This is a genomic window from Mycobacterium sp. NGS39 (genome assembly GCF_059812765.1).
In genome coordinates this window covers 9,931-33,486 of record NZ_JCALDH010000011.1, presented here as the reverse complement: position 1 = coordinate 33,486, position 23,556 = coordinate 9,931, and the positions used below count along the sequence as shown (strand labels likewise).

Here is a 23,556-nt window from a genome sequence, read left to right as displayed (position 1 = left end):
GGTGCGACGGGGGGCTGTGAATCAGCCAATTCTGCGCGGCCTGCCTAACTCACCGGCGCCGATAATTGCTGAGCGGCAACGCCGTCGGGAGTTTCCAACGAAAGTTTGAGCTGCTCTCCGTACAAGTCGAGCATTTCGGCGGTCAGCATCTCGTAGTGGGTGCAGTCGACAGAGTGGCTGGTGATATCCCCGCCGACGTGCGGCCGCCAATTTTCGGCATGTGATGGGCGGTCACCATTCGTCGTCCGAGCGGCGGTGAAAACGACGATATCGCCGTCGAATACGTCGGGCCGGTAGTCCGCGAGGTAGGACTGGTTGACGGTCACGCTTCGGACCATGAACTCCAACAGTGCCGTGGATGCGAGCGCTACGTCGCCCATGTGCATACGCCCGCGAATGAGCTCTGCTGTCTGACGGTATGTCAGGGGTTCGGACGGTTGCGGAATGTCGATATGGCTTGCCTGCAGTATTTGCCTCAGGATGTGGCTTTCGTCGGCGTGTTGGCCTGAGGTGACCCGGTGTGCGCTCAATGCGTCGTCGAGCAATACCAGGCGTTCGACAATGCAGCCGCGGCGCTGAAGCTCGACGGCGAGTTGATGAGCGACGACTCCGCCGAGAGACCAGCCGAGCAGTTTGTAGGGACCCTCCGGGTAGAAGGCTTGCACCCGGTCCGCATAGCTTTGCGCCATCCGCCGAATGGATTTCGGTGGGCCGTCGCCGTTGTGCGGGAGTTGGTTGATCCCGACGATCGGGCAGTTCAAATATGCGCCCAACGCACGATACGACCAGCTCAACCCGAGACCGTCGTGAATGCAGAACAGCGGAACGCCGGTGCCCTCTTTGAGCACCTCCACGGGCACTACTTCTACTCCGCTTCCTCGGTCCTGTAGCTGTTGGCTCAGACTCGCGACGGTCGGCGCGACAAAAATGGTGCGCACCGCGAGCTGGGCGTCAAGGGCGCTGTTGATCGCAGCGATCACGCGCATCGCCGACAGCGAGTCACCGCCCAGTTCGAAGAACGAGTCGTCGACGCCGACGCGCTCGAGGCCCAGGACTTCGGCGTAGATGTCGGCCAGGATCTTTTCGACTGGTGTCCGTGGCGCCCGGAAGGCGGTGGCGGTGAACGCCGGTGCCGGCAGCGCCTTGCGGTCGATCTTTCCCGACGAGGTCAGCGGAAACTCGTCGAGCACGACGATGTGCGTCGGCACCATGAAGTCGGGCAGCCGCGCGCTCAGTCGCTGACGCACCCCGCTGATCTTGGTGTTGGTTTGAGGATCGCTTGCATGTGTGCTGCGGTGGTGTGCCGCAGGCGACGGCAGGTACAGATCGGTGAGCAGCGGAGTGCGTCGAGTGTCCGTGGGCGCGAGGAAGACGGCATCGAGGGTGCCGGGCCGGGCGCCCCAGGTGACGGCGACGTGATAGCCGAGCGTTTCGCCGAGGCGGTGCAGCTGTTCGGGGGTGGCGGTGTCGATCGGGGTGGCTGCCGCGGCCTGCGCGACGGCGTCGGCGACAGGCAGTCCCGCGGCCAGCGCCGCTTGGATTCCGACGTCGGCAACCAGACCGGTCCGCGGTATCCCGCTGATGCGGACGGCGTGGGGCCGCTGTGAAGTCAGCTGGGCGTGCAGGGCCGCGCAGTCATTCCAGGCCCACGTGGGCGCAGACACCAGTGACTGTACGGGTGCGGGGTGCTTGTGGATGACGACGTCGTAGCGGTACCGGTTCAGTTCATTGTCGGCCGAACCGCGTTTGACTTGGATGTCGAGCCCTGCCACTGCGGGCTGGTCGGCCACGCAGGCAGTGAAAAACTCTGGGGCCAAGAGCAATTCGGGTTCACTGAGGATCGCGCGTTGAACGCGTTGGCGAATTTCCGCGCCGTCGGTCGAGGTGGCGCGGGCCAGCGCGACGGCGGTTTGAAATGCGTTCTGCAGGCTGTGGTTTCGGACGTCGCCGATGAACAGCGCGCCCCCGTCGACGAGCAGATGCACCGCGTTGCCGATGAGGTCGGCCAAGTATTGCTCGTTGGGGAAGTACTGGACGACCGAATTGAGCACGATCGTGTCGAAGTACCCCCGGGGCAGCCCCTCGGTGACGTGCGCAGGCTGGGTCAGCAGCTGCACCCGGTCACGCCACGGGATCTGCAGCTGCTGCAGCAAGCGAGAGAGGTTGTCGATGGCCACCGACGACATGTCCGTGGCGACGTAGTGGTCGCAGTGCGGGGCGACCTCGGACATCACCAGGCCCAAGCCGGCACCGATCTCCAGCAGCCGGCGCGGCTGCAGCGCGAGAATCCGGTCCACCGTCGCCGAGCGCCACTCCAACATGTCCTCGAGCGGTATCGGATCGCCGGTGTAGCTGCTGTTCCAGCCGCGAAAGTCCATTCCGAAGTCAGGCTCGTCGACCTCGGTGCCGTACAGGTCGTCGTACACGTGTTGCCACTGTTCGACGATCTCGGCGTCGCGGTCGGCGGTGGTGCTGTGCTCAAGGGCGACGTAGCCGACCAGGTGCGGTCCGGTGTTGCTGTGCTGCACCGCGGCCACGGCTTGGGTCACCTGCGGGCACGCCAGCAGAGTGCTCTCGATCTCGCCGAGTTCGATGCGCTGACCGTGCAACTTGACTTGGCTGTCGGCACGGCCCAGGTAGTGCAGTGTCCCGCCGCAGGTCCAACGCACCAGATCCCCGGTTCGGTACAGACGCGTCCCCGGTGGCCCGTACGGGTCGGCCACGAAACGTTCCGCAGTCAACTCCGAACGGCCCAGATAGCCGTGGGCCACCGCTGGCCCGCCCAGGTAAAGCTCACCCACCACGCCGACGGGAACCGGGTTCAGCCGGGAGTCGAGCACCAGTGCGCGCACGCCCGGCACCGGGGTGCCGATGTCGACCGTTTCCCCCGGCACCAGCGCCGCGCTGCGGGTGGCCCAGATCGTGGTTTCGGTGGGGCCGTAGGCGTCGAACATCCGCCGGCCGGGCGCCCAGGCCGCCACCAGCTCTGCGGGGCAGGCCTCACCGGTGGTGACCAGTGTGTCGACTCCACCAAGCCGGGCCTGATCGAGCGACGCCAGCACGGTCGGCGTCACCACCGCCGCAGTGACACGCTGGTCGTGCAGCAGTTGGGTCAACGCCTCGCCGGCATACGCCTCCGGCGGCGCCACCACCAACGCGGCTTTCGAGGCGGCGGCCAGCAGCATCTCACCGACCGACACGTCGAAGGTCGGCGCCGCCACCATGAGCAGACGCGTGCCCGCGCGCAATCCGAATGTCTCGCCGAGTGCGGCCACTCCCAGCAGACCGGCGTGGCTCACCGCTACGCCTTTAGGTGTTCCGGTGGATCCCGACGTGAAGATCACATGCGCGACGGTGTCAGCGGTCAGCGGCGCTGTGCCGTCGGCGTCCATGACGGGTTCGGCGGAGCGCCCGGACAGGTCCAGCCCGTCGATGCGCAGCACTGGTCGGGCCCCGGCGCCCGGGACAGTGCCGGCATCACGGGCGAGCACACATATCGGCTCGACTGCGTTCAATACCGCCGCGATGCGTTCGACCGGATGAGCGAGATCAATTGGTACGTAGGCACTTCCGGCCTTGAGAACCGCCCACCACGCCACCACCAAGTCCAGGCATCGGTCCATCGCCACGGCGACCGCGCGCTGAGGGCCCGCACCTGTGTCGATCAGCGTCCGCGCCAACTGCGTCGACCGCTCGTCGAGCTCCCGGTAGGAAAGCCGGCGCACACCGTCGACAACCGCCGTCCCCTCGGGATACGCCATCGCCGCGACAGCCAGTAACTGCGGAGCGACGGCCACCGGTGCCGCCGCGTCGGCGCCGGACCACTTGTCCAGCAACAGATCTCGCTCGGCGCGGTCGAGCAACGCCACGTCGCCCACCACCACCGAGGCGTCGGCCACCACGGCCTCGACGACGCGCCCGAACCAGGTGACCAACCGTTCGATGCTGCTTCGGTCGTACAAATCGGTGGCATACGACACGAGGCCGGCTGCCATCGGTGCGTGCGGGTCGTCGGTGGGGACCTCGCTGAGTTCGAAGTCAAGGTCGAACCGTGCGGTGTTGTTGGGCACCGCGAGCTGCTCCACGGTGGCGTCATCGAACGCCAGCGCGCCTGGGCGCGCGTTGTTCTGGAACGCCATGAGCACCTGGAACAGCGGATGATGCGACGCAGACCGCGTCGGGTTGACCTGCTCGACGATTCGCTCGAACGGCACGTCCTGGTTGCTGTAGGCGTCCAGCGCCTTCTGACGCACCCGCGCCAGCGCGTCGCTGAACCGGTCGGCTGCTTTGACACTCACCCGCAACACCCACGTGTTGACGAAGAACCCGACGAGATCGTCGAGCGCCTTGTCCGTGCGGCCGGCGATCGGCGTGCCCATAGCCACGTCGTCGCCCGCCCCGACGCGGTGCAACAACACGGCCATGACGGTCTGCAACACCATGGAGACCGTCGTGTTGTGCGCCGCAGCCAGCTCCTTGACCCCGGCCCACAGCTGCGGATCGATGCGCACATCGACGGAGTCGCCCCGGTAGCTGGGCTGTGGTGGACGCGGCCGATCCGTCGGCAGCGACACGACTTCGGGAAGACCGGACAGCTCCTGACGCCAATATCGCAATTGCGCGGCAATCACACTGTCCGGGTCGGACTCCGCGCCAAGCCAATCCTGTTGCCACAACGCGTAATCCGCATATTGCACCGGCAGCGGCGCCCAATCGGGGGCGTGTCCCCGTCGCCGCGCACCGTACGCCTGAGCCATATCCCTGAACATCGGAGCCAAGGACCAACCGTCGAAAGCGATGTGGTGCACGACGATTCCGACCACGTGTTGCTGTGGACCTGTCGAATAGATCTGCGCACGGATCGGGATTTCCGCTGACAAGTCGAACCGGTACTCGGCCAATGCGAACAGCTCTCGGGCGATGTCCTGCGCCGGCAAAAGCACGGCCGCCGGGCCGCCGCGCCGCCACATCCCCGCCCGGGCCGGCACCACCTCTTGGTAGGGGACGCCGTCGATCTCGGGGAAAACGGTGCGCAGTGACTCATGGCGCGCGATGACGTCGTCCAGCGCCGCGCCCAACGCGTCGACGTCCAGCGGCCCGTTGATGCGGAATGCGGTGGGCATGTTGTAGGTCGCGACGCCGCCCTCGAACCGGTTCACGAACCACAGCCGGTTCTGGGCGAAGGACAGCGGAATGGTTTGCGGCCGTTGGACGGGCAGTAGTGGTGTGCGCCGCTTCCCTTGCACACCGATGCAGGGCGCGAGCTGGGCGACCGTCGGTGCGTCGAAAAGAGTGCGCACGGCGAGCTCGACATCCAACGCTGTGTTGACGGCCGCGATCACCCGCATTGCGGTCAATGAATCGCCGCCCAGATCGAAGAAGGAGTCGTCGATGCCGACGCGGGTGAGTCCCAGCACTTGTTCGTAGATGCCGGTGAGGATCTCCTCGACGGCGCTGGCTGGCGCCCGGTACTGCTGACCGTGCTGATATTCGGGCAGCGGGAGGGCGCGGATGTCGAGTTTGCCGTTGACGGTCAGCGGCAGGGCCTCGATGGGCACGATGACGGCGGGAATCATGTAGCCGGGCAGGCGCTGCGCCAGCTGAGCGCGGGCTTGCGCGGGGTCGGCTGTGCCGGTGATGTAGCCGACCAGTCGTTTGTGGCCGGGACGGTCTTCGCGGGCGATGACGACGGCGTGTTCGACGCCGTCCAGGCCGGCCAGCGCCGCGCGTACGTCGCCGAGTTCGATGCGGTACCCGCGAATCTTGACCTGCTCGTCGGCGCGGCCGAGATAGTGCAGCTGACCGTCGGCAGCCCAGCGCACCAAGTCCCCGCTGCGATACATGCGTGCGCCGGGAGCACCGAACGGGCAGGGAACGAACCGTGATGCGGTCAGCCCTGGCCGGCGCACATAGCCCACGCCGACGCCCTGGCCGGCGACATACAACTCGCCGACCACGCCCTGCGGTACCGGGCGCAAATAAGTGTCGAGCACGAACAGGGCGGCACCGGGCACCGGCGAGCCGATCGCCACCGCCGGGCCGGGGACCAGCGGGGCGCTGATGGTGGCATACACCGTCGTTTCGGTGGGCCCGTAGCCGTTGGTCATCACCCGCCCCGGCGCCCAGCGCTCCACCACCTCGGGTGGACAGGGCTCGGCGGCGATCATCAACGCTGTTGCGTCGAGGCCCGTCGGTGTCAGCGCGGCGACCGCCGACGGCGTTTGGCTCAGCATGGTGACGTGCTCGTCAATCAGCAAGGCGCGCAGATCTTTTGGAGATCCCACGGCAGTTTCCGGCACGACGACCAGGCGCCCGCCGTGCAGCAGCGCACCCCAGATCTCCCATACCGAGAAGTCGAAGGCCAACGAGTGGCATTGGGTCCAGACCTGTGCCGGCTCCATCGCGACACCGACGTCGAGGCCCTGGAACAGTCGGGTGACGTTGTGATGGGTGACCGCAACACTTTTCGGGGTGCCGGTGGTGCCTGACGTGTAGATGACGTGGGCGACATCGTCGGGGGCCGGAGCCGGCAACGGTGTCGCGGGATAGGTCGGAATGCGCGGGTCGTCGACGTCGATGATCGCCAACCCGTCGCAGCCATCCAGCCGCGACCGCAACCCCGATGTGCTGATCGCCGTGACCGGCGCGGCGTCGTCGACCATGAACTCGATCCGCGCGTCAGGATGCGCCAGATCGATCGGGACGTACGCCGCACCGGTTTTGAGCACTCCGACGATCGCTACGACCGCGTCGATCGACCGGGGCAGCAGCAGGGCGACGCATTCGCCAGGTCCGGCTCCGCAGGCAACGAGCAAGTGCGCCAAGCGATTAGACGCCTCGTCCAAGTCCCGGTAGGTCATCGAGCGGCCGTCGCAACGCAGCGCCACCGCCTGCGGGGTGCGTGTCACCTGCTCGGCGAACAGCGCCGGAATCGACACCGGCGCCGCCGGCTGTGTCAACACCGCGCGGTGACCGAACTCGTCCAGCCTGGCACGCTCGGCGGCATCGAGCACGTCGATCGACGACATCGGCTGGAGGGGGTGGGCCGCCATGACGCACAACAGCTTTCGCAACCGTTCGACGAGTGCGTCGATGCTGTCGGCGGTGAAAAGGTCGGTGTCGTATTCGAGGCGCAGGCTCAGCTGCTGGCCAGGCCGGGCTTGCAGAGTCAGCGGATAGTGGGTGGACTCCCGGCCGTTGAACTCGGTGATGCCCAGGCCGTTGGAGCTCGCCAACGTGGCGGCGTCGACTGGATAGTTCTCGAAGACGAACAGCGTGTCGAACAGCTGATCCAAACCGGTGACGCGGTGGATCTCCGGCAGCGCCAGATGCTGATGTTCCAGGGTGCGGTTGGTGAAGTGGTGCAGCTGCTTCAACAGCCCCGCCGTCGTCGTTGTCGCCGTGACGTTCGCGCGCACCGGCACGGTGTTGATCAACAAGCCGACCATCGACTCCGCACCGGCCAATTCAGGCGGACGACCGGACACCGCGGTGCCGAACGCCACGTCGTGGCTGCCGGTTAACTCCATCAATATCTGCGCCCAGGCGGCCTGCAACACCGTGTTCACGGTGGTGTGCTGGCCTCGGGCCAGCTCGGCCAGCGCCGTGGTGGTCTTCTGGGAGAGCTGCCGCGAGAGCGCCGCGCGCGGGCCCAGACTCAGTCGGCCGGGTGTACCCACCAGGGTGGGAGTGTCAAAACCGGCCAGCACCTCGGCCCATGCCGCGCGCGCGGCCGCCTGGTCCCGCCCGGCCAGCCAGCTGACGAAGCTGCGGTACGAGCCCGGCACGGGTAGGCGCTGGTGGTGATAGGTGGCGAAGATCTCTTGCAGCAGGATCGGTAGCGACCAGCCGTCCATGACGATGTGGTGATTGGTCAGCACCACCCGGTACCGATCTTCGCCGGTGCGGATCAGCGCCACCCGGAACGCGGGCGGGCTGGCCAGATCGCAAACCGCGGCCCGTTCCTCCGCACACACCGCCTGGATTCGGTCGCCTGAGTCAAGCTCCTCGTGGCGCCAGGCCGGTACGGGGTCGGCCGGAATGATTTGTACCGGGGCGTCGAATTGTGCACAGAACCGCGCCGCCAGCTGGGGGTGCCGACGGACGACGGTCTGCACGGCCTCACGCAACCGGTTGGCGTCGAGCGGACCGGTCACGGTGATGTCGAGCTGCATCGCATAGACGTCCTCGCCGTTGCCGTTCGTGGCGCTGGCATGAAACAGCAAGCCCTGTTGCAAGGGGGTCAGCGGCAGGATGTCGGCGATGCGGTGTTGCTGTTGCAATGTGTCGAGCTGCTGCTGGCTCAGCGTGGCCGGCGCGATATCCGACGGTGTCAAACCTCCGCCGCCGCCGCGCACGTGGGCGCAGATGCCGGTCAGCGCCTCGAACCACAGCCGGCTCAATCGGCCGATCTGAGTGTCGTCGAGCACCGAGCGCGCCCAGGTCCAGGTGGCTTGCAAGACTGGGCCGGTGCCGGTGTCGACGGTGACGGCGTTGAGTTCCACGGTATGGGCAAGGGGCATCGGTATTTTCGCGGCGGTGGCCGCGGCTGACATGCTTTCGTGAGCCGGGCGCCATAGCTCGTCCGACTTCTCCGCCGCGCCCGATCGGCCGAGGTAGTTGAATCCGATGGTGGGGTCGGGGGTGGATAGGTCGACGTCGGTGTTGAGGTAGCGCAGCAGCCCGTAGGTCACGGGCTCGGGTAAGGCGCGCAGTTGTTCTTTGAGGTCTTTGATCACCGCACCCAGGGCAGCGTCACCGGCGCTGACATGGGCCCACGACAGGGCGCCCGGGCGAAGCGCGACGGGGTGTTTGGTGGTGAACCAGCCCACGGTGCGGGACAGATCGATGTCGGCTGCCAACTCCTCGAGGCGGCCGTGGCCTTCCACATCGATACCGATCGGGCATCGGTCACCCACAAACTGCGCGCAGGCCAACCCCAACGCAATCAACAAAATGTCGTGCACGCCGGCGTGAAACGCCGCGGGCACCGGCCCCACCAACGCCCGGGTGCGCTCGACATCCAACGACACCGACAGCGATCCCGCGCTGGCATAGGTATCGGTGTCAGGCCGCGGCGCCGCGAACACCGGGGCGACCACAGCCAGCCGCCACGCCGCAGCCTGGGCCAACACCTGCGGATCGCGGGCGTACTCGGCCAACACCGCCGACCACCGCGCAAACGACGTCGCCGCCCCCGCCAACACCACCGGCTGACCACGCTGATGCTGCGCCCAGGCAATGTTGAGGTCTTCCACCACAATCCGCCACGACACCGCATCAACAGCCAAATGATGAATCACCACCACCACCTGATGGCTGGCGCTGACCCACAACACCGAAACCATCCGCCCCGCAGCGGGATTCAACCGCCCCCGCGCCGCCACCAACGCCGCATCCGAGAACACCTCCACGGAGTGCACACACTCCGCGGCATCCACCGACCCCACCTCGGGCACCGCCAACACCCACCCCTTACCGCCGGCACGGGTAGCGCACAACCGCAACATCGGGTGCCGATCCAGCAGCGCCTGCACCACCACCACCACATCGGCTCGCGTGACTGCGGGCGGGGCCTGCAACACCATCGTCTGGTTGAACTCATCCACCGGGCCCGCAACCTCACCCAGCCACGCCATGATCGGCGTCAGCACCACCGGGCCCACACCCTCATCGGCCGCACCGAGCGCCTCGACGACCCCCACCACCCGCGCCAGCCGCGCCACGCTCTGCTCGACAAACACATCGCGCGGCCGACACATCAAACCCGCCGCCCGCGCACGCGCCACCACCTGCATCGACAAGATGCTGTCGCCGCCCAAATCGAAAAACGACTCATCCACGCCAACCCGCTCCAAGCCAAGCACTTGCGCGTAAATCCCGGCCAACAGTTCCTCGACCGCATCACCGGGGGCGCGGTAACGCTCAATGCCGCCATAATCCGGCGCCGGCAACGCCCGCACATCGAGCTTGCCGTTGACCGTCAACGGCAACACATCCAACCCCACCACCGCCGCGGGCACCATATAACCCGGCAAGCGCGCCGCCAGCTGTTCACGAACCGCGCTCGCGTCGATGTCACCGGTCACATAGCCGACCAGCCGCTTATCGCCGGGACGATCCTCCCGCACAACAACCACCGCCTGCCCGACACCATCGACACCACCCAGCACGCACTGGATCTCCCCCAACTCGACGCGATAGCCGCGAATCTTGACCTGCTCATCAACCCGACCCAAAAACCGCAACTGCCCATCAACACCCCACCGCACCACATCCCCAGTCCGATACATCCGCGCACCAAAACCCCCAAACGGACACGCCACAAACCGCGCCCCCGTCAAACCCCCCCGCCCCACATAACCAACCCCCACACCACAACCCCCCACATACAACTCACCCGCCACCCCCACCGGCACCACACGCAACAACTCATCAAGCACAAACAACGCGGCTCCGGGCACGGGGCTACCAATCGGCACTCCGGCACCTGCGATCAGCGGCGCGCTGATCGCCACGCACATCGTGGTTTCGGTAGGGCCGTAGGCGTTGATCACCACCCGCGGGGCCCACTGATCCACCACCTCGGCCGGGCAGGCCTCGCCGACGACCACCAGGGCGACGGAGTCCAAGCCTGCTGGTGACAGGGCCGACACCGCCGATGGGGTTTGAGTGAGGACGTCGACGTGCTCGCTGACCAACAGGGCGTGGAGGTCTTGCGGTGAACTCGTTACCTCTTCGGGCACGACGACAACTCGACCGCCGCGCAGAAGTGCGCCGAAGATTTCCCACACCGAGACGTCGAACGCCAACGTGTGGCACTGCGGCCACACACCGGTTCGCGGCAGACCGGAGTCCAGCGAACCCAGAAGTTGCGTGACGTTGTGATGGCTCACCGCAACGCCTTTGGGCGTGCCGGTGGTTCCGGAGGTGTAGATGACGTAGGCGATGTCGTCCGGCGCTGCCGCCGCCAACGGCTTCGCGGGCTGCCTGCCGATCGCGGCGTCGTCGACGACGATTATCGTCGCCTCGTAGCCCTCCAGCCGTGAGCGCAGCCCGGTGGAGGTCACCGCCGCGACGGGCGCGGCGTCGTCGAGCACGAACGCCAGCCGCGCGTCCGGAATCGACGGGTCAATGGGCAGATACGCGGCGCCGGTTTTGAGCACCGCCAGAATCGCCACAATCGCGTCGGCCGGTCGATTGAACAGCAGCGCGACGCACTTGCCCGCCGTGGCGCCGGCGTCAACGAGTATGTTTCCCAAACGATTTGACGCTTCGTCGAGCTCTTGGTAGGTCATCGTGCGGCCACCGAAGCTGATGGCGACTGCGTCTGGCGTCTGCGCGACGTGCTGGGCGAAGAGCGCCGTAATCGAGATCGTCTTGCGCGCAGACCTTTCCAGCACTGCTCGGTTCCCGAGCGCGTCAAGGCGCGCATGCTCGGCGGCATCAACGATGTCGATCGACGAGATTCGCGCCGTCGGGTCGGCCGTCATCGCCTCCAGCACCCGCCGCAGCCGCTCGACCAGTGTTTCAACACTGGCCGCGTCGAACACGTCGGTGCGGAACTCCACCGCCCCACCGATCCCAGCGGGTTGATCAGCCGTCGAAAACTTCTCGGAGAGAGAGAACACCAAATCCATTCGAGCGGTGTGGGTATCAACAGGCAGTTGCGTGACGTCGAGATCATCGAGCGCCATGCCGACCGCAGCATCGGTGAAGTCGTAGCCGCTGGAGTTCTGCCACGCCAACGCCACCTGCACCAGTGGGTGATGGGCCAAGCTCCGGGTGGGGTTGAGCCGCTCCACCAGCACCTCGAACGGCACGTCCTGGTGCTCGAATGCGCCCAGGCTGCGCCGGCGCACCTGACCCAACAGTTCGGCAACGGTCGGATCGCCGCCCAGATCCACCCGTAACACCAACGTGTTGACGAAGAAGCCGACCAACTCGGCGAGTGCCGGATCAGCGCGTCCTGCAACCGGAAACCCAACGGCGACATCCGAAGTAGCGCCGACGCGCGACAACAACAGCGCCAACGCAGCCTGCATCACCATGAAACTGGTCGTGTGATGCTCGGCGGCCAGATCGCGCACACGTCGCTGTAGCTCGGCCGGCCAGTCCACCGATATGACTGCCCCGCGTTGATCGGCGATCGCCGGGTACGGCCGGTCGGTGGGCAGCTGCAACCGTTCGGGCAGACCGCCCAGAACATCGCTCCAATAGGAAAGCTGTTCGGCGATTGGACTTTCCGCATCCTCGAGATCACCGAATTGCGCACGCTGCCACAGTGTGTAATCGGCGTACTGGACGGGCAGTTGCGTCCATGCAGGCTGGTCGTCGTGTCGGCGCGCCCGATATGCAGCGTCCAAATCACGTAGCAGCGGCGCCACCGACGCGCCGTCGGCGGCAATATGGTGCACCACGCCGACAAGCACATGCTCGTCAGCGCCGGTCCGTAAAAGCGTTGTGTACAACGGGATTTCGCCGGCAAGATCGAACACGTGCCGAGACGCCTCGTCGATGGCCTCTGACAGCCGGTCAGCCGACCACGAGCTGGCGTCGACCACGTCCCAGCCGAAATCCGCACGGTCATGTGACAGCACGAGCTGCTGAGGAATGCCCTCAGTCGCCACGTAAAGGGTGCGCAGACTTTCGTGGCGGGCCACGACGTCGCTCAGTGCCGCCCGCAACGCATCCACGTCGAGATGCCCGCACAGCCGCAACGCCACCGCCATGTTGTAGACCGGCGACGGCCCCTGCAACTGGTCGAGGAACCAAAGGCGGTTCTGAGCGTATGAAAGCGGAATGGCTTCGGGGCGTGGGACGGCGCGAAGCGGTTGGCGCAGTTTGTGTTCGGTGCGGATATGCGGGGCGAGCTCGGCGATGGTGGGCGAGTCGAACAGCGTGCGGATGCTCAGGTCGGCGCCGAGGGTGGTGTTGATCGCGGCGATAGTGCGCATGGCGGAAAGGGAGTCGCCGCCGAGGTCGAAGAAAGAGTCGGCGACGCCGACGCGCCCGACTCCCAGTACTTGGGTGTAGATCCCGACGAGGATTTCCTCGACAGGAGTGACAGGCGCGCGGTAGTGCTCGCCGTGGTGGTAGTCGGGGGCGGGCAGCGCGCGAACGTCGAGTTTGCCGTTGACGGTCAGCGGAAGCGCATCGATGGCCATGATGGCGGCGGGAATCATGTAGCCCGGCAACTTTTCGGCGAGGTCGGTGCGGACCTCAGCGGGGTCGGCGGTGCCCGTGATGTAGCCGACGAGGCGTTTGTCTCCGGGTCGGTCTTCACGCACGATCACGATGGCGTGTTCCACGCCGGTTACGGCGGCCAATGCGGCGCGCACGTCGCCGAGTTCGATGCGATAGCCACGGATTTTGACTTGCTCGTCGGCGCGGCCGAGGTAGTGCAGTTGCCCGTCGGTGCCCCAGCGCACCAGATCCCCGCTGCGATACATCCGCGACCCCGGCGGCCCGTAGGGGCACGGCACGAACCGCGAAGCGGTCAGGGCGGCACGGCGCACGTAGCCCACTCCGACGCCGTGTCCGGCCACATATAGCTCGCCGACCAGCCCGGCCGGTACCGGGCGCAGCCACGGATCCAGCACGGACAATGCGGCCCCCGGTACCGGAATGCCAATCGGCACTGGGGATTCGGGAGTCAGTGGGGCGCTGATGCTGGCATAGACGGTGGTTTCTGTGGGTCCGTAGCCGTTGATCATCACTCGCCCCGGCGCCCACCGCTCCACCACCTCGGCAGGGCACGGTTCGGCGGCGATCACCAACGCGGCGGCCTCCAGACCCCCTGGAGTCAGGGTGGCCAACGCCGACGGCGTTTGGCTGAACACGGTCACGTGTTGCTCGATAAGTAACGCGTGCAAGTCTTCTGGCGAGGCCACCACATCGTCCCGCACGACGAGCAGCCGTCCGCCGTGCAACAGCGGTGCCCACATCTCCCACACCGAGTAGTCGAACGCCAGCGAATGACACTGCGTCCACGTTTGTCCGGGTCCCATGCCGACCCCGACATCGAGGCCGTCGAACAAACGGGTGACGTTGTGGTGCGTGACCGCAACACCTTTCGGGATACCGGTGGTACCGGAGGTGTAGACGACGTGGGCGACGTCATCAGACGCCGGCTCCGGCAGGGCGGTCGCGGGGTAGGTCCGGATGCGGGGGTCGTCGACATTGACGACCGTAATCCCCCGGCAACCCTCGAGCCGCGACCGCATCCCGGGTGTGGTCAGCGCAATGACCGGTGCGGCGTCATCGATCATGAAATGCAACCGCGAATCCGGCACGGCCGGGTCGACGGGCAGATACGCCGCTCCGGTCTTGAGCACCGCCAGAATCGCCACGATCGCCTCCGCCGACCGCGGCATCAGCAGTGCAATGCATTCGCCGGGTCCAGCCCCGTGCTCAATCAGTAAGTGCGCCAGCCGGTTCGACACCTCATCCAGTTCTTGGTAGGACAGCGACTGGCCGTCGCACACCACCGCCGCCGCTCGCGGGAAGCGTTGCACTTGTGCGGCGAACAGCGCCGGGATCGAGGCAGGTGCCGCCGGCTGCGTCAGTACCGCACGATGCCCCAATTCGTCGAGGCTCCGGTGCTGTTCGGAGTCGAGTGGATCGATGGCGGAAAGCCGCCGAGCGGGATCGGCGGCCATCGCGGCCAGGGTGGTCAGGAGTCGAGTGACGAGTGCGGTTATCGTGCCGAGGTCGAACAGCTCGGCGTCGTACTCGAGGCGCAGGCTCAACTGCGGGCCGGGCCGGGCCTGCAACGTCAGTGGGTAGTGGGTGGACTCCCGGCCCTGGAATCCGGTGACGGTCAGCCCGTCCGCGCCGCTCAACGCGGCGGTGTCGACGGGATAGTTCTCGAACACGAACAGCGTGTCGAACAACTGGTCATGGCCGGTGAGGCGGTGGATCTGCGGCAGCGCCAGATGCTGATGCTCCAGGGTGTCCGCGGTGAACCGCGTTAACTGCTCCAGCAATTCGGCCGTCGTGATGACCGCGCTGAGTTGTGCGCGCATGGGCACGGTGTTGATCAACAGGCCCACCATCGACTCCGCGCCCGCCACGTCGGCCGGCCTGCCCGACACCGCGGTGCCGAACACCACATCGTGTTTGCCGGTCAATGCCGCCAACATCTGCGCCCACCCGGCCTGCAACACCGTGTTGACCGTCGTGTGCTGTGCGCGAGCCAATTCGCTCAGCGCCGCAGTGGCCTCTTTCGACAATTCACTGGTGTGCACACCTCGACGGCCCGGGACTCCGAGGCCGGGGGCACCGACCAGGGTGGGGGTGTCGAACCCAACGAGCGCATGCGCCCACGCCGCGAGCGCCGCATCTTGACCGCGGCCGGCGAGCCAGGTCACGAACCGCCGATACGGCACCGCCGGGGCCAGCCGCTGTCCGTAGTAGGCGGCAAAGATCTCGCTCAACAGGACGGGAAGCGACCAGCCGTCGAGCACGATGTGGTGATTGGTCAGCACGAACCGATGCCGGTCCGCACCGGTGCGAATCAACGCGGCCCGGAATACCGGCGCGGTCGCCAGGTTGCACACCGCGGTCCGTTCCTCGTTGCACATCGCCTGGATCTGTTCTTCGCTGCCGAGCTGCTCGTACCGCCAGGCGGCTGTGGGATCGGCGGAAATCACCTGCACCGGCTCGTCGAACTCGGAGCAGAACCCCGCCGCCAGATTGGGATGGCGGCGAACAACGCTCTGCACGGCCTGCCGCAGCCGCTCAGCGTCGAGAGGGCCTGACACCGCGATGTCGAGTTGCATCGCATATGTGTCGCCGCCGTGGCGGCCGGTGGTGTCGGCGTGGAACAGCAGGCCCTGCTGAAGCGGCGTCAACGGCAAGATGTCGGCCACCCGATGCCGCCGTTCGAGGTCGTCGATCTGGGTCTGGCTCAGCCGGGCCGGGGCGATGTCGGACGGGCTCAATCCGCCTCCGCCGCAACGCACATGGGCGCAGATGCCGGCCAGCGCTTCGCTCCACAGCCGGCTCAGGCGAACTATCCCGTCACGATCGAGCACCGACGGCGCCCAGGTCCAGGTGGCCTGCATGAGGAAGCCGTCAGGGCTGTCGACGGCACCGGCGGTCAGCTCCACGGCATGCGTCAGCGGCATGTCCACCCGCGCTGCCGTCGTCGTCACCGACAGGCCGTCGGTGCTGATCTGCCACATGTCCTCAGACATCCGACCCGCGCTGAGACGTCCCAGGAAGTTAAAGGCAACCAGCGGATCCGGCCCCGTCATATCGACAGAAGGGCTGAGGTAGCGCAGCAGCCCATAGGTCAGCGGGTCGGGCAGCGCGCGCAGCCGTTCTTTGGCCGCCTTGATGATTACCCCCAGCCCAGCATCACCGGCGGTCACCTGTGCCCATGACAGGCCGCCCACCGCCAGCGCGACGGGGTGTTTGGTGGTGAACCAGCCGACGGTGCGTGACAGATCCACATCGGCGGCCAGTCCGTCGGCGCGGCCGTGGCCCTCCACCTCGATGGCGATCGGCGCGGACGTACCGCAGAATTCCGCCAGAGCCAACCCGAACGCGATCAGCAAAACATCTTGCACCGCAACGTGAAACGCGCCGGGCACGTCGGCGAGCAGGGCCCCGGTGGTGTCGGCGTCCAGCGACACCGACAGATGCCCGGCGCTGGCGTACGTGTCGACGGTCGGGTTCGGCGGCGGAAGCGGCGGTGTGTTTTCGACGTTCTGCCACGCGTCGGCCTGGGCGGCCACGTCGGGGTGGCGGGCGCGTTCGGCGAGCAGGGCCGACCATCGGGCGAACGAGGTGCCGACGGCGGGCAGGGCGACGGGTTGGCCGCTGCAGTGCTGTGCCCACGCAATGTTGATGTCTTCCAACAGGATTCGCCACGACACCGCGTCGACGGCCAGATGGTGGACGATCATCACCAACTCGCCGGTGCTCCTCGCCCACAGTGCGCTGACCATTCGCCCGGCGGCAGGGTTCAACCGGGCACGGGCCGCTGTCACCGCCTCGTCGGAGACCACGTCGACGGTGTGCAGGCACTCGTGCGCGTCGACTGATCCGGCCGGCGGCGCGCTCAGCATCCAGCCGCCAGTCCCGTTGTCGTCGACGCGCAGGCGCAACATCGCATGCCGATCCAGCAGCGCCTGCAGGACCACCACCACATCGGCTCGCGTGACTCCGGGCGGGGCGTTGAGCACCATGGTCTGGTTGAACTGGTCGACCCGGCCGTCGACGTCGTGCAGCCAGGCCATGACCGGAGTGAGCGCGACCGGTCCGACGCCTTCGTCAGCCGGCCCGTTGTGCTCGGCGACACCGACCACCCGCGCCAGCCGCGCCACGCTCTGCTCGACGAAAACGTCGCGAGGCTCACAGGTCAGGCCGGCCGCCCGCGCACGCGCCACCACTTGCATCGACAGGATGCTGTCGCCCCCCAGGTCGAAAAATGACTCGTCGACGCCAACCCGCTCCAGACCGAGCACTTGCGCGTAGATGCCGGCCAGGATTTCCTCGACCGCATCGCTGGGGGTGCGATAGCGCTCGATGCCACCGTAGTCCGGTGCCGGCAAAGCGCGAACGTCGAGTTTGCCGTTGACCGTCAAAGGCAGTGCGTCCAGCGCGATCACCGCGGCGGGCACCATGTAGCCCGGCAGGCGCTGCGCCAGTACCGCGCGCAGCTCGGCGGGGTCGGCCGACCCGGTGAAGTAGGCGACGAGCCGCTTGTCACCGGGGCGATCTTCACGCGCTACGACGACGGCTTGGCTCACTTCGTCGAGATCGCCGAGGGCGGATTGGATTTCGCCCAACTCGATGCGATAGCCGCGGATCTTGACTTGCTCGTCAGACCGGCCGAGGTATTGCAACTGCCCATCGGCACCCCACCGCACCAGATCCCCGGTGCGATACATCCGGGACCCCGCAAGGCCGAACGGGCATGCCACGAAACGAGATCCAGTCAACCCGGTGCGGCCTACGTAGCCGTCGGCGACGCCTGCCCCGGCCACATACAATTCCCCGATCACACCGGCCGATACGAGCTGAAGCCATGCGTCGAGCACGAACACCGCCGCAGTGGGCACTGGCGCACCGATCGGCACGACGTCCAGATTCAGTCCCAGCGGCGGGGTCATCGACGCATACACGGTGGCCTCGGTCGGGCCGTAGGCGTTGATCACGACCCGTCCTCGTGCCCAGCGATCCACCACCTCGCTCGGGCAGGCCTCCCCGCCGAGCAACACGGCCACCGATTCCAGCCCCTGCGGCGACAATGCGCTGATCGCCGACGGTGTCTGTGTCAACACTGTGACGTCTTCGTCGACGATCAACGCGTGAAATGCCTCCGGGGAGCTGGCCACCTCTTCGGGCACGACAACCAGGCGGCCTCCGCCCAGCAGCGCAGCCCAGATTTCCCAGACAGAGAAGTCGAACGCGTACGAATGACATTGTGTCCAAGCCTGTTTCGGCGGCAACTGCTGCGGAGTCGAAGCCGCCAGGTGTGCCAGGTTGCGGTGGGTGACGGCGACCGCTTTCGGCACCCCGGTGGTTCCGGACGTGTAGATCACATAGGCCCGCCCGTCGGCGCTGGGCATCGGCAAGCCGGTGCTGGGCCGCTCATGAAGGCGCGGGTCGTCGATGTCGATGACCGGCCCGTCGTACCCGCCCAACCGCGACCGCAGTCTCGCGGTGCTCACCGCCGCGACCGGTGCAGCGTCGGCGAGCATGAATTCCAGCCGCGCCGCAGGCAGTGCGGCGTCGATCGCCAGATACGCCGCACCCGCCTTGAGCACCGCCAACATCGCGACCACCGCGTCAGCGCATCGCGAGAAGACCATCGCCACAACGTCTCCCGGGCCTGCGCCCTGATCGGCCAGCAGACGCGCCAGCCGGTTCGACGCTTCATCGAGCTCGCGATAGGTCACTTGACGGCCACCGCAGCTGATGGCTACCGCATCGGGAGCACGGGTCGCCTGTGCGGCGAACAGCGCCGGCACTGACACTGCCGCGGTCGCAGGTCGGGTCAGCACCGCCCAGTTGCCGTTGTCAGCCAGCCAGCGGTGCTCAGTGGCATCGACGACATCGATGGCCGACAACCTGACTGCGGAGTCCGCGCTCATCGCGGCAAGGACCCGCTGCAGCCTCTCGATCAGCGCCTCGATGCTGGCCGAGTCGAACACATCGGTGCGGAACTCCACCGCGCCACCGATGCCGGCCGGCTGCCCTTCACCGGTGAAACGCTCGGCCAGCGACAACGCGATATCGACTCTGGCCGAATGTGTTTCGACGGGCACCTGAGTCACTTCCAAGTCACCCAGGCTCAGTCCGCTGACCGGATCGCCCGTGTTGCCCGGCAAGTTCTGCCAGGCCAGCATCACCTGCGCCAGCGGATGATGGGCGAGACTGCGCGTCGGGTTGAGTCGCTCCACCAGCACCTCGAAGGGCACGTCCTGATGCTCGAAGGCCGCGAGGCTGCGTCGGCGCACCTGCGCCAGCAATTCGGCGGCAGTCAGAGCGCCGGACACGTCGACCCGCAACACCAACGTGTTGACGAAGAACCCCACCAATCCCTCTAGCGCTGCATCGCGGCGTCCGGCAATCGGAAAGCCCACCGCCACGTCACAACTGGCGCTCAGCCGCGACAACAGCACCGCTAACGCCGCTTGCATCACCATGAAACTGGTCGCCTCATGCTGAGCAGCCAGCGCGCGGACCTGCTGCTGCACCTCGACCGGCCAGTCGATGACCACCTTGGCGCCGCGCATATCCGCCACCGCTGGATAGGGCCGATCGGTCGGCAAGCCCAGCCGCTCAGGCAGATTAGCCAGTTCCTGCTCCCAATATGACAACTGCGCGGCGATCGGGCTGTCAGGATCGTCCAGGGCACCGAACTGGGCGCGCTGCCACAGCGCGTAATCGGCGTACTGCACCGGTAGCGGTGCCCAATGGGGAGTTTGGCCTGCGCATCGGCTGGCATAGGCCTGGTTCAGATCCGCAACCAGCGGTCCAACTGACCACCCGTCCGCCGCGATGTGGTGGACCACTCCCACCAACACGTGCTCGTCTTCACTGAGTCGGAAAAGCGTTGCACGCAAGGGGATTTCTGCTGCCAGGTCGAACCCGTAAGTCGCGGCTGCCTCGAGGGCCTCGGTCAGCTGAGCACCCGACCACGAGCTGGCGTCCACCAGAGCCCAACCGACATCGGCGCGCTCGGGCGGCAGCACCACCTGCGCTGGCACCCCATCGTGGGCCACGAATATGGTGCGAAGCGACTCGTGGCGGGTGACCACATCGGCCAACGCCAACCGCAACGCAGCCGAGTCCAGGTCGCCGTTCAGTCGCAGCGCCACCGCCATGTTGTAGACCGGTGAAAGCCCCTGTAATTGGTCGACGAACCATAACCGGGCCTGCCCGAACGAAAGCGGCAAGACCGCGGGGCGCTCCCCCGCCACCAACGGCGCCAACGCCGCCGACTCCATACCGACCCGGGTCGCAAGTTGGGCGATGGTCGGCGCATCGAATACCGCGCGGACCCCGATGCCGGCGTTCATCGATGCGTTGACTGCAGCTACTAGCCGCATCGCCGAGACGCTGTCTCCGCCCAGGTCGAAGAACGAGTCGTCCGCGCCGACGCGGTCCACCCCGAGCACCTGCGCGTAGATGCCGGCCAAGATTTCTTCTACCGCGGTCGACGGAGCCCGAAAGCCGTTGGCGCCGACATACTCCGGTGCGGGCAATGCGCGAACGTCGAGCTTCCCGTTGACTGTCAGCGGCAAGGCGTCGACCCTCACCACCGCGGCGGGCACCATGTGCGCCGGCAACCGCTCCCCCAACGCGGCGCGGGCTTCGACCGGATCCACGCCGCCGACGACGTAACCCACCAACCGTTTGTCGCCGGGGCGATCTTCGCGGACAACCACCGCTGCATGCTCGACGCCATCGATGCCGGCCAATGCTTCGCGCACATCACCCAACTCGATGCGATAGCCGCGTATCTTGACCTGCTCGTCGGCACGACCGAGGTAGTGCAGCTGACCGTCGGTGGCCCACCGGACTAGATCTCCTGTCCGATACATCCGCGAGCCCGCAACGCCGAGAGGGCAAGACACGAATCGGGATGCCGTCAACCCCGCGCGATGCACATACCCGAGGCCGACACCCCGACCGGCCACATACAGCTCACCGATGACGCCTGCCGGCACCGACCGCAACCAGGCATCCAACACGAACAGCGCGGCCCCCGGCACGGGCACGCCGATCGGCGGCGTGCCGAAACCCGCTGCAAGGGGGCCGGTTCGGGATGCGCAAACGGTGGTCTCCGTCGGCCCGTAACCGTTGATCAACACCCGGCCCGGCGCCCACCGGTCCACCACATCCGCGGGACAGGGCTCACCGGCCAGGAGCACGGCCACGGACTCCACCGCCTCCGGGCAGAGCATCCCCACCGCTGAAGGAGTTTGGCTGAGCACGGTGACTTGTTCTGCGACGAGCAGGGCTTGCAGGTCGGCTGGTGAGCCCGCAACCTTCTCGGGCACCACCACCAGCCGGCCGCCATGCAGCAGTGCACCCCAGATCTCTTCGACCGAGGCGTCGAAGGCGAAGGAATGCCATTGGGCCCATGCCTGCGTGGGCAGGTACCGATCCGGCTGACCGAGCAGTTGAGTCACGTTGTGGTGCGTGACCGCAACACCTTTGGGCACACCGGTGGTGCCCGAGGTGTACATGATGTAAGCCACATCGTCGGCACTCGGCGCCGGCAATCCGCTCACCGGATATTTACCGATCCGGGAGTCACTGACTTCGACGATCGCGAGATCCCGATGTTCCTTAAGTCGCTCGGCCAGCTCGCCGGTGGTGATCGCGGTGATGGGCGCGGCGTCGTCGACCGTGAAGGCGATACGCGCGTCCGGATACGCCGGATCGATCGGCACATACGCGGCGCCCGTCTTGAGCACAGCGACCATCGCGACGATTGCCTCGACCGACCGCGGCAAGAACAACGCCACACACTGACCCGGCCCGGCGCCACCGTCGATCAGCCTGCGCGCCAAATGATTCGACGCTTTGTCGAGTTCGCCGTAGGTAAGCGAACGTCCGTCGCACACCACAGACACGGCCTCCGGCGCGCGTGCCACCTGCTCGGCGAACAGAACTGGGATCGACACCGGCACCGCCGGCTGCGTCAACACCGCCCGATTCCCCCAGCGGTGAAGGCCGGCGTGTTCGTCGGCGCCGACAATGTCCACCGAAAGCAGCCGCCGTGTTGGATCGGCGGCCATTTTCACGAGTATGCGCTCGAACCGAGCGGCGAGATCTGCGGGCTCGAAGTTCGAGAACGGTTGCCCTGCACCCGCCGTGCAGAAGGCTTGTTGATCGCCGGTGCCGAGGAAGAACATCCCGAAATGGTCGACCGGTCCGAAGGTGGTGTAGGTAGCGGTTGCCGGAACGCCGCCGAGATCGAGGGTGAGCCGGGATGGAACGAAGTTGAGAACCACTCGATGCGCCGACTGGCCCGAACCGGGCACACCTTCCTCACCCTCGAGGGTTTGAACGGGAAATCGTTGATGGCGCAGAGCCTCTCGGACCTGCGCGTCCACGTGCCGACAGAAGTCAGCGACTCGCGATCGTGGCGACGTCTTCAGCACCAGCGGTACCACCCCGGCGAGCATCGCGGGCAGGGTTCGGGCTTCCGGGCTCAGCCGTCTGCCGACCGGGAAGTCGAGCACCACCTCTGAGCCCCGAGCGCCGCATCCGCTGACCAATAGCGCACAAGCCGCGGTGAGCACCGACGTTTGGCGGATGCCCAATTCCTTGGACAGTCCTTTGACGTGGTTCACGGTAGCGGGAGCCAAAGATGTTGGCGTGGAGGGCAAGTGGGAATCGGGCTCGCGAGTGCCCTGCGGACCGTAGTCAGGCCCGCGTGCTGACGGCAGGTTGGCACTCCAGTAAGCGCGGTCTGCCCGGTAGTCGTCGGAGCCCTCGTACTCCAGCTCGCAGCTGACAAAGTCGTGCAGCGAGCCGAAGAACGCAGGCGGAATGGTTGCGCCACAAGCGATTGCGGAGTAGATCGCCGCGATGCGACGGCCAACGAGCGCGATGCTCAGGCCGTCGATGACGATGTGGTGACAGCAGCTGAACCAGAAGAATTCATTCAGCTGCGTTTGGAACAGCGCGAATTTGAGCAATGGACCACTGAATGACATCGGCGTGCGTTGTATCGACGACGCTATCCGCCAAGCTTCCTGCACGGGTTCGCTCGACGAACGCACGTCGTGGAAGGCGAGTTCGACGTCCGAGTATTCGATGGCCTGTTGGCAGACCTGCCCGTCCGCTTCGAAGAAGGCGGCCCGGATTGGTTCGGCCTCATGAAGTGCGCGACGGATTGCCCACTCGAGCAGTTCGCGGTCTACGGGACCGTCTATTTTGGCCATGAGGCCGAGCTGCCACTCCGTGCTCGAGTGACCGCTCTGGTGCGCGAGCCAGATGTCAAGTTGTCGCTGCGTCAGCGGAAGTGCCCGGTCATCCAGTCCCATGTGACCGTCCCTTCCCTCATGGGTGCGCCGTCAGAAG

1 protein-coding gene is annotated in these 23,556 nt (G+C 66.5%); it reads right to left on the bottom strand.

Going from position 1 to position 23,556, the window contains the following annotated elements; translation table 11 throughout:
• Positions 1-44: 44 nt before the first annotated feature.
• On the bottom strand, positions 45-23,519 hold the full coding sequence (locus AC5Y39_RS16075) for a non-ribosomal peptide synthase/polyketide synthase (protein ID WP_500048263.1): 23,475 nt from the start codon (positions 23,517-23,519) through the stop codon (positions 45-47).
• Positions 23,520-23,556: the final 37 nt, after the last annotated feature.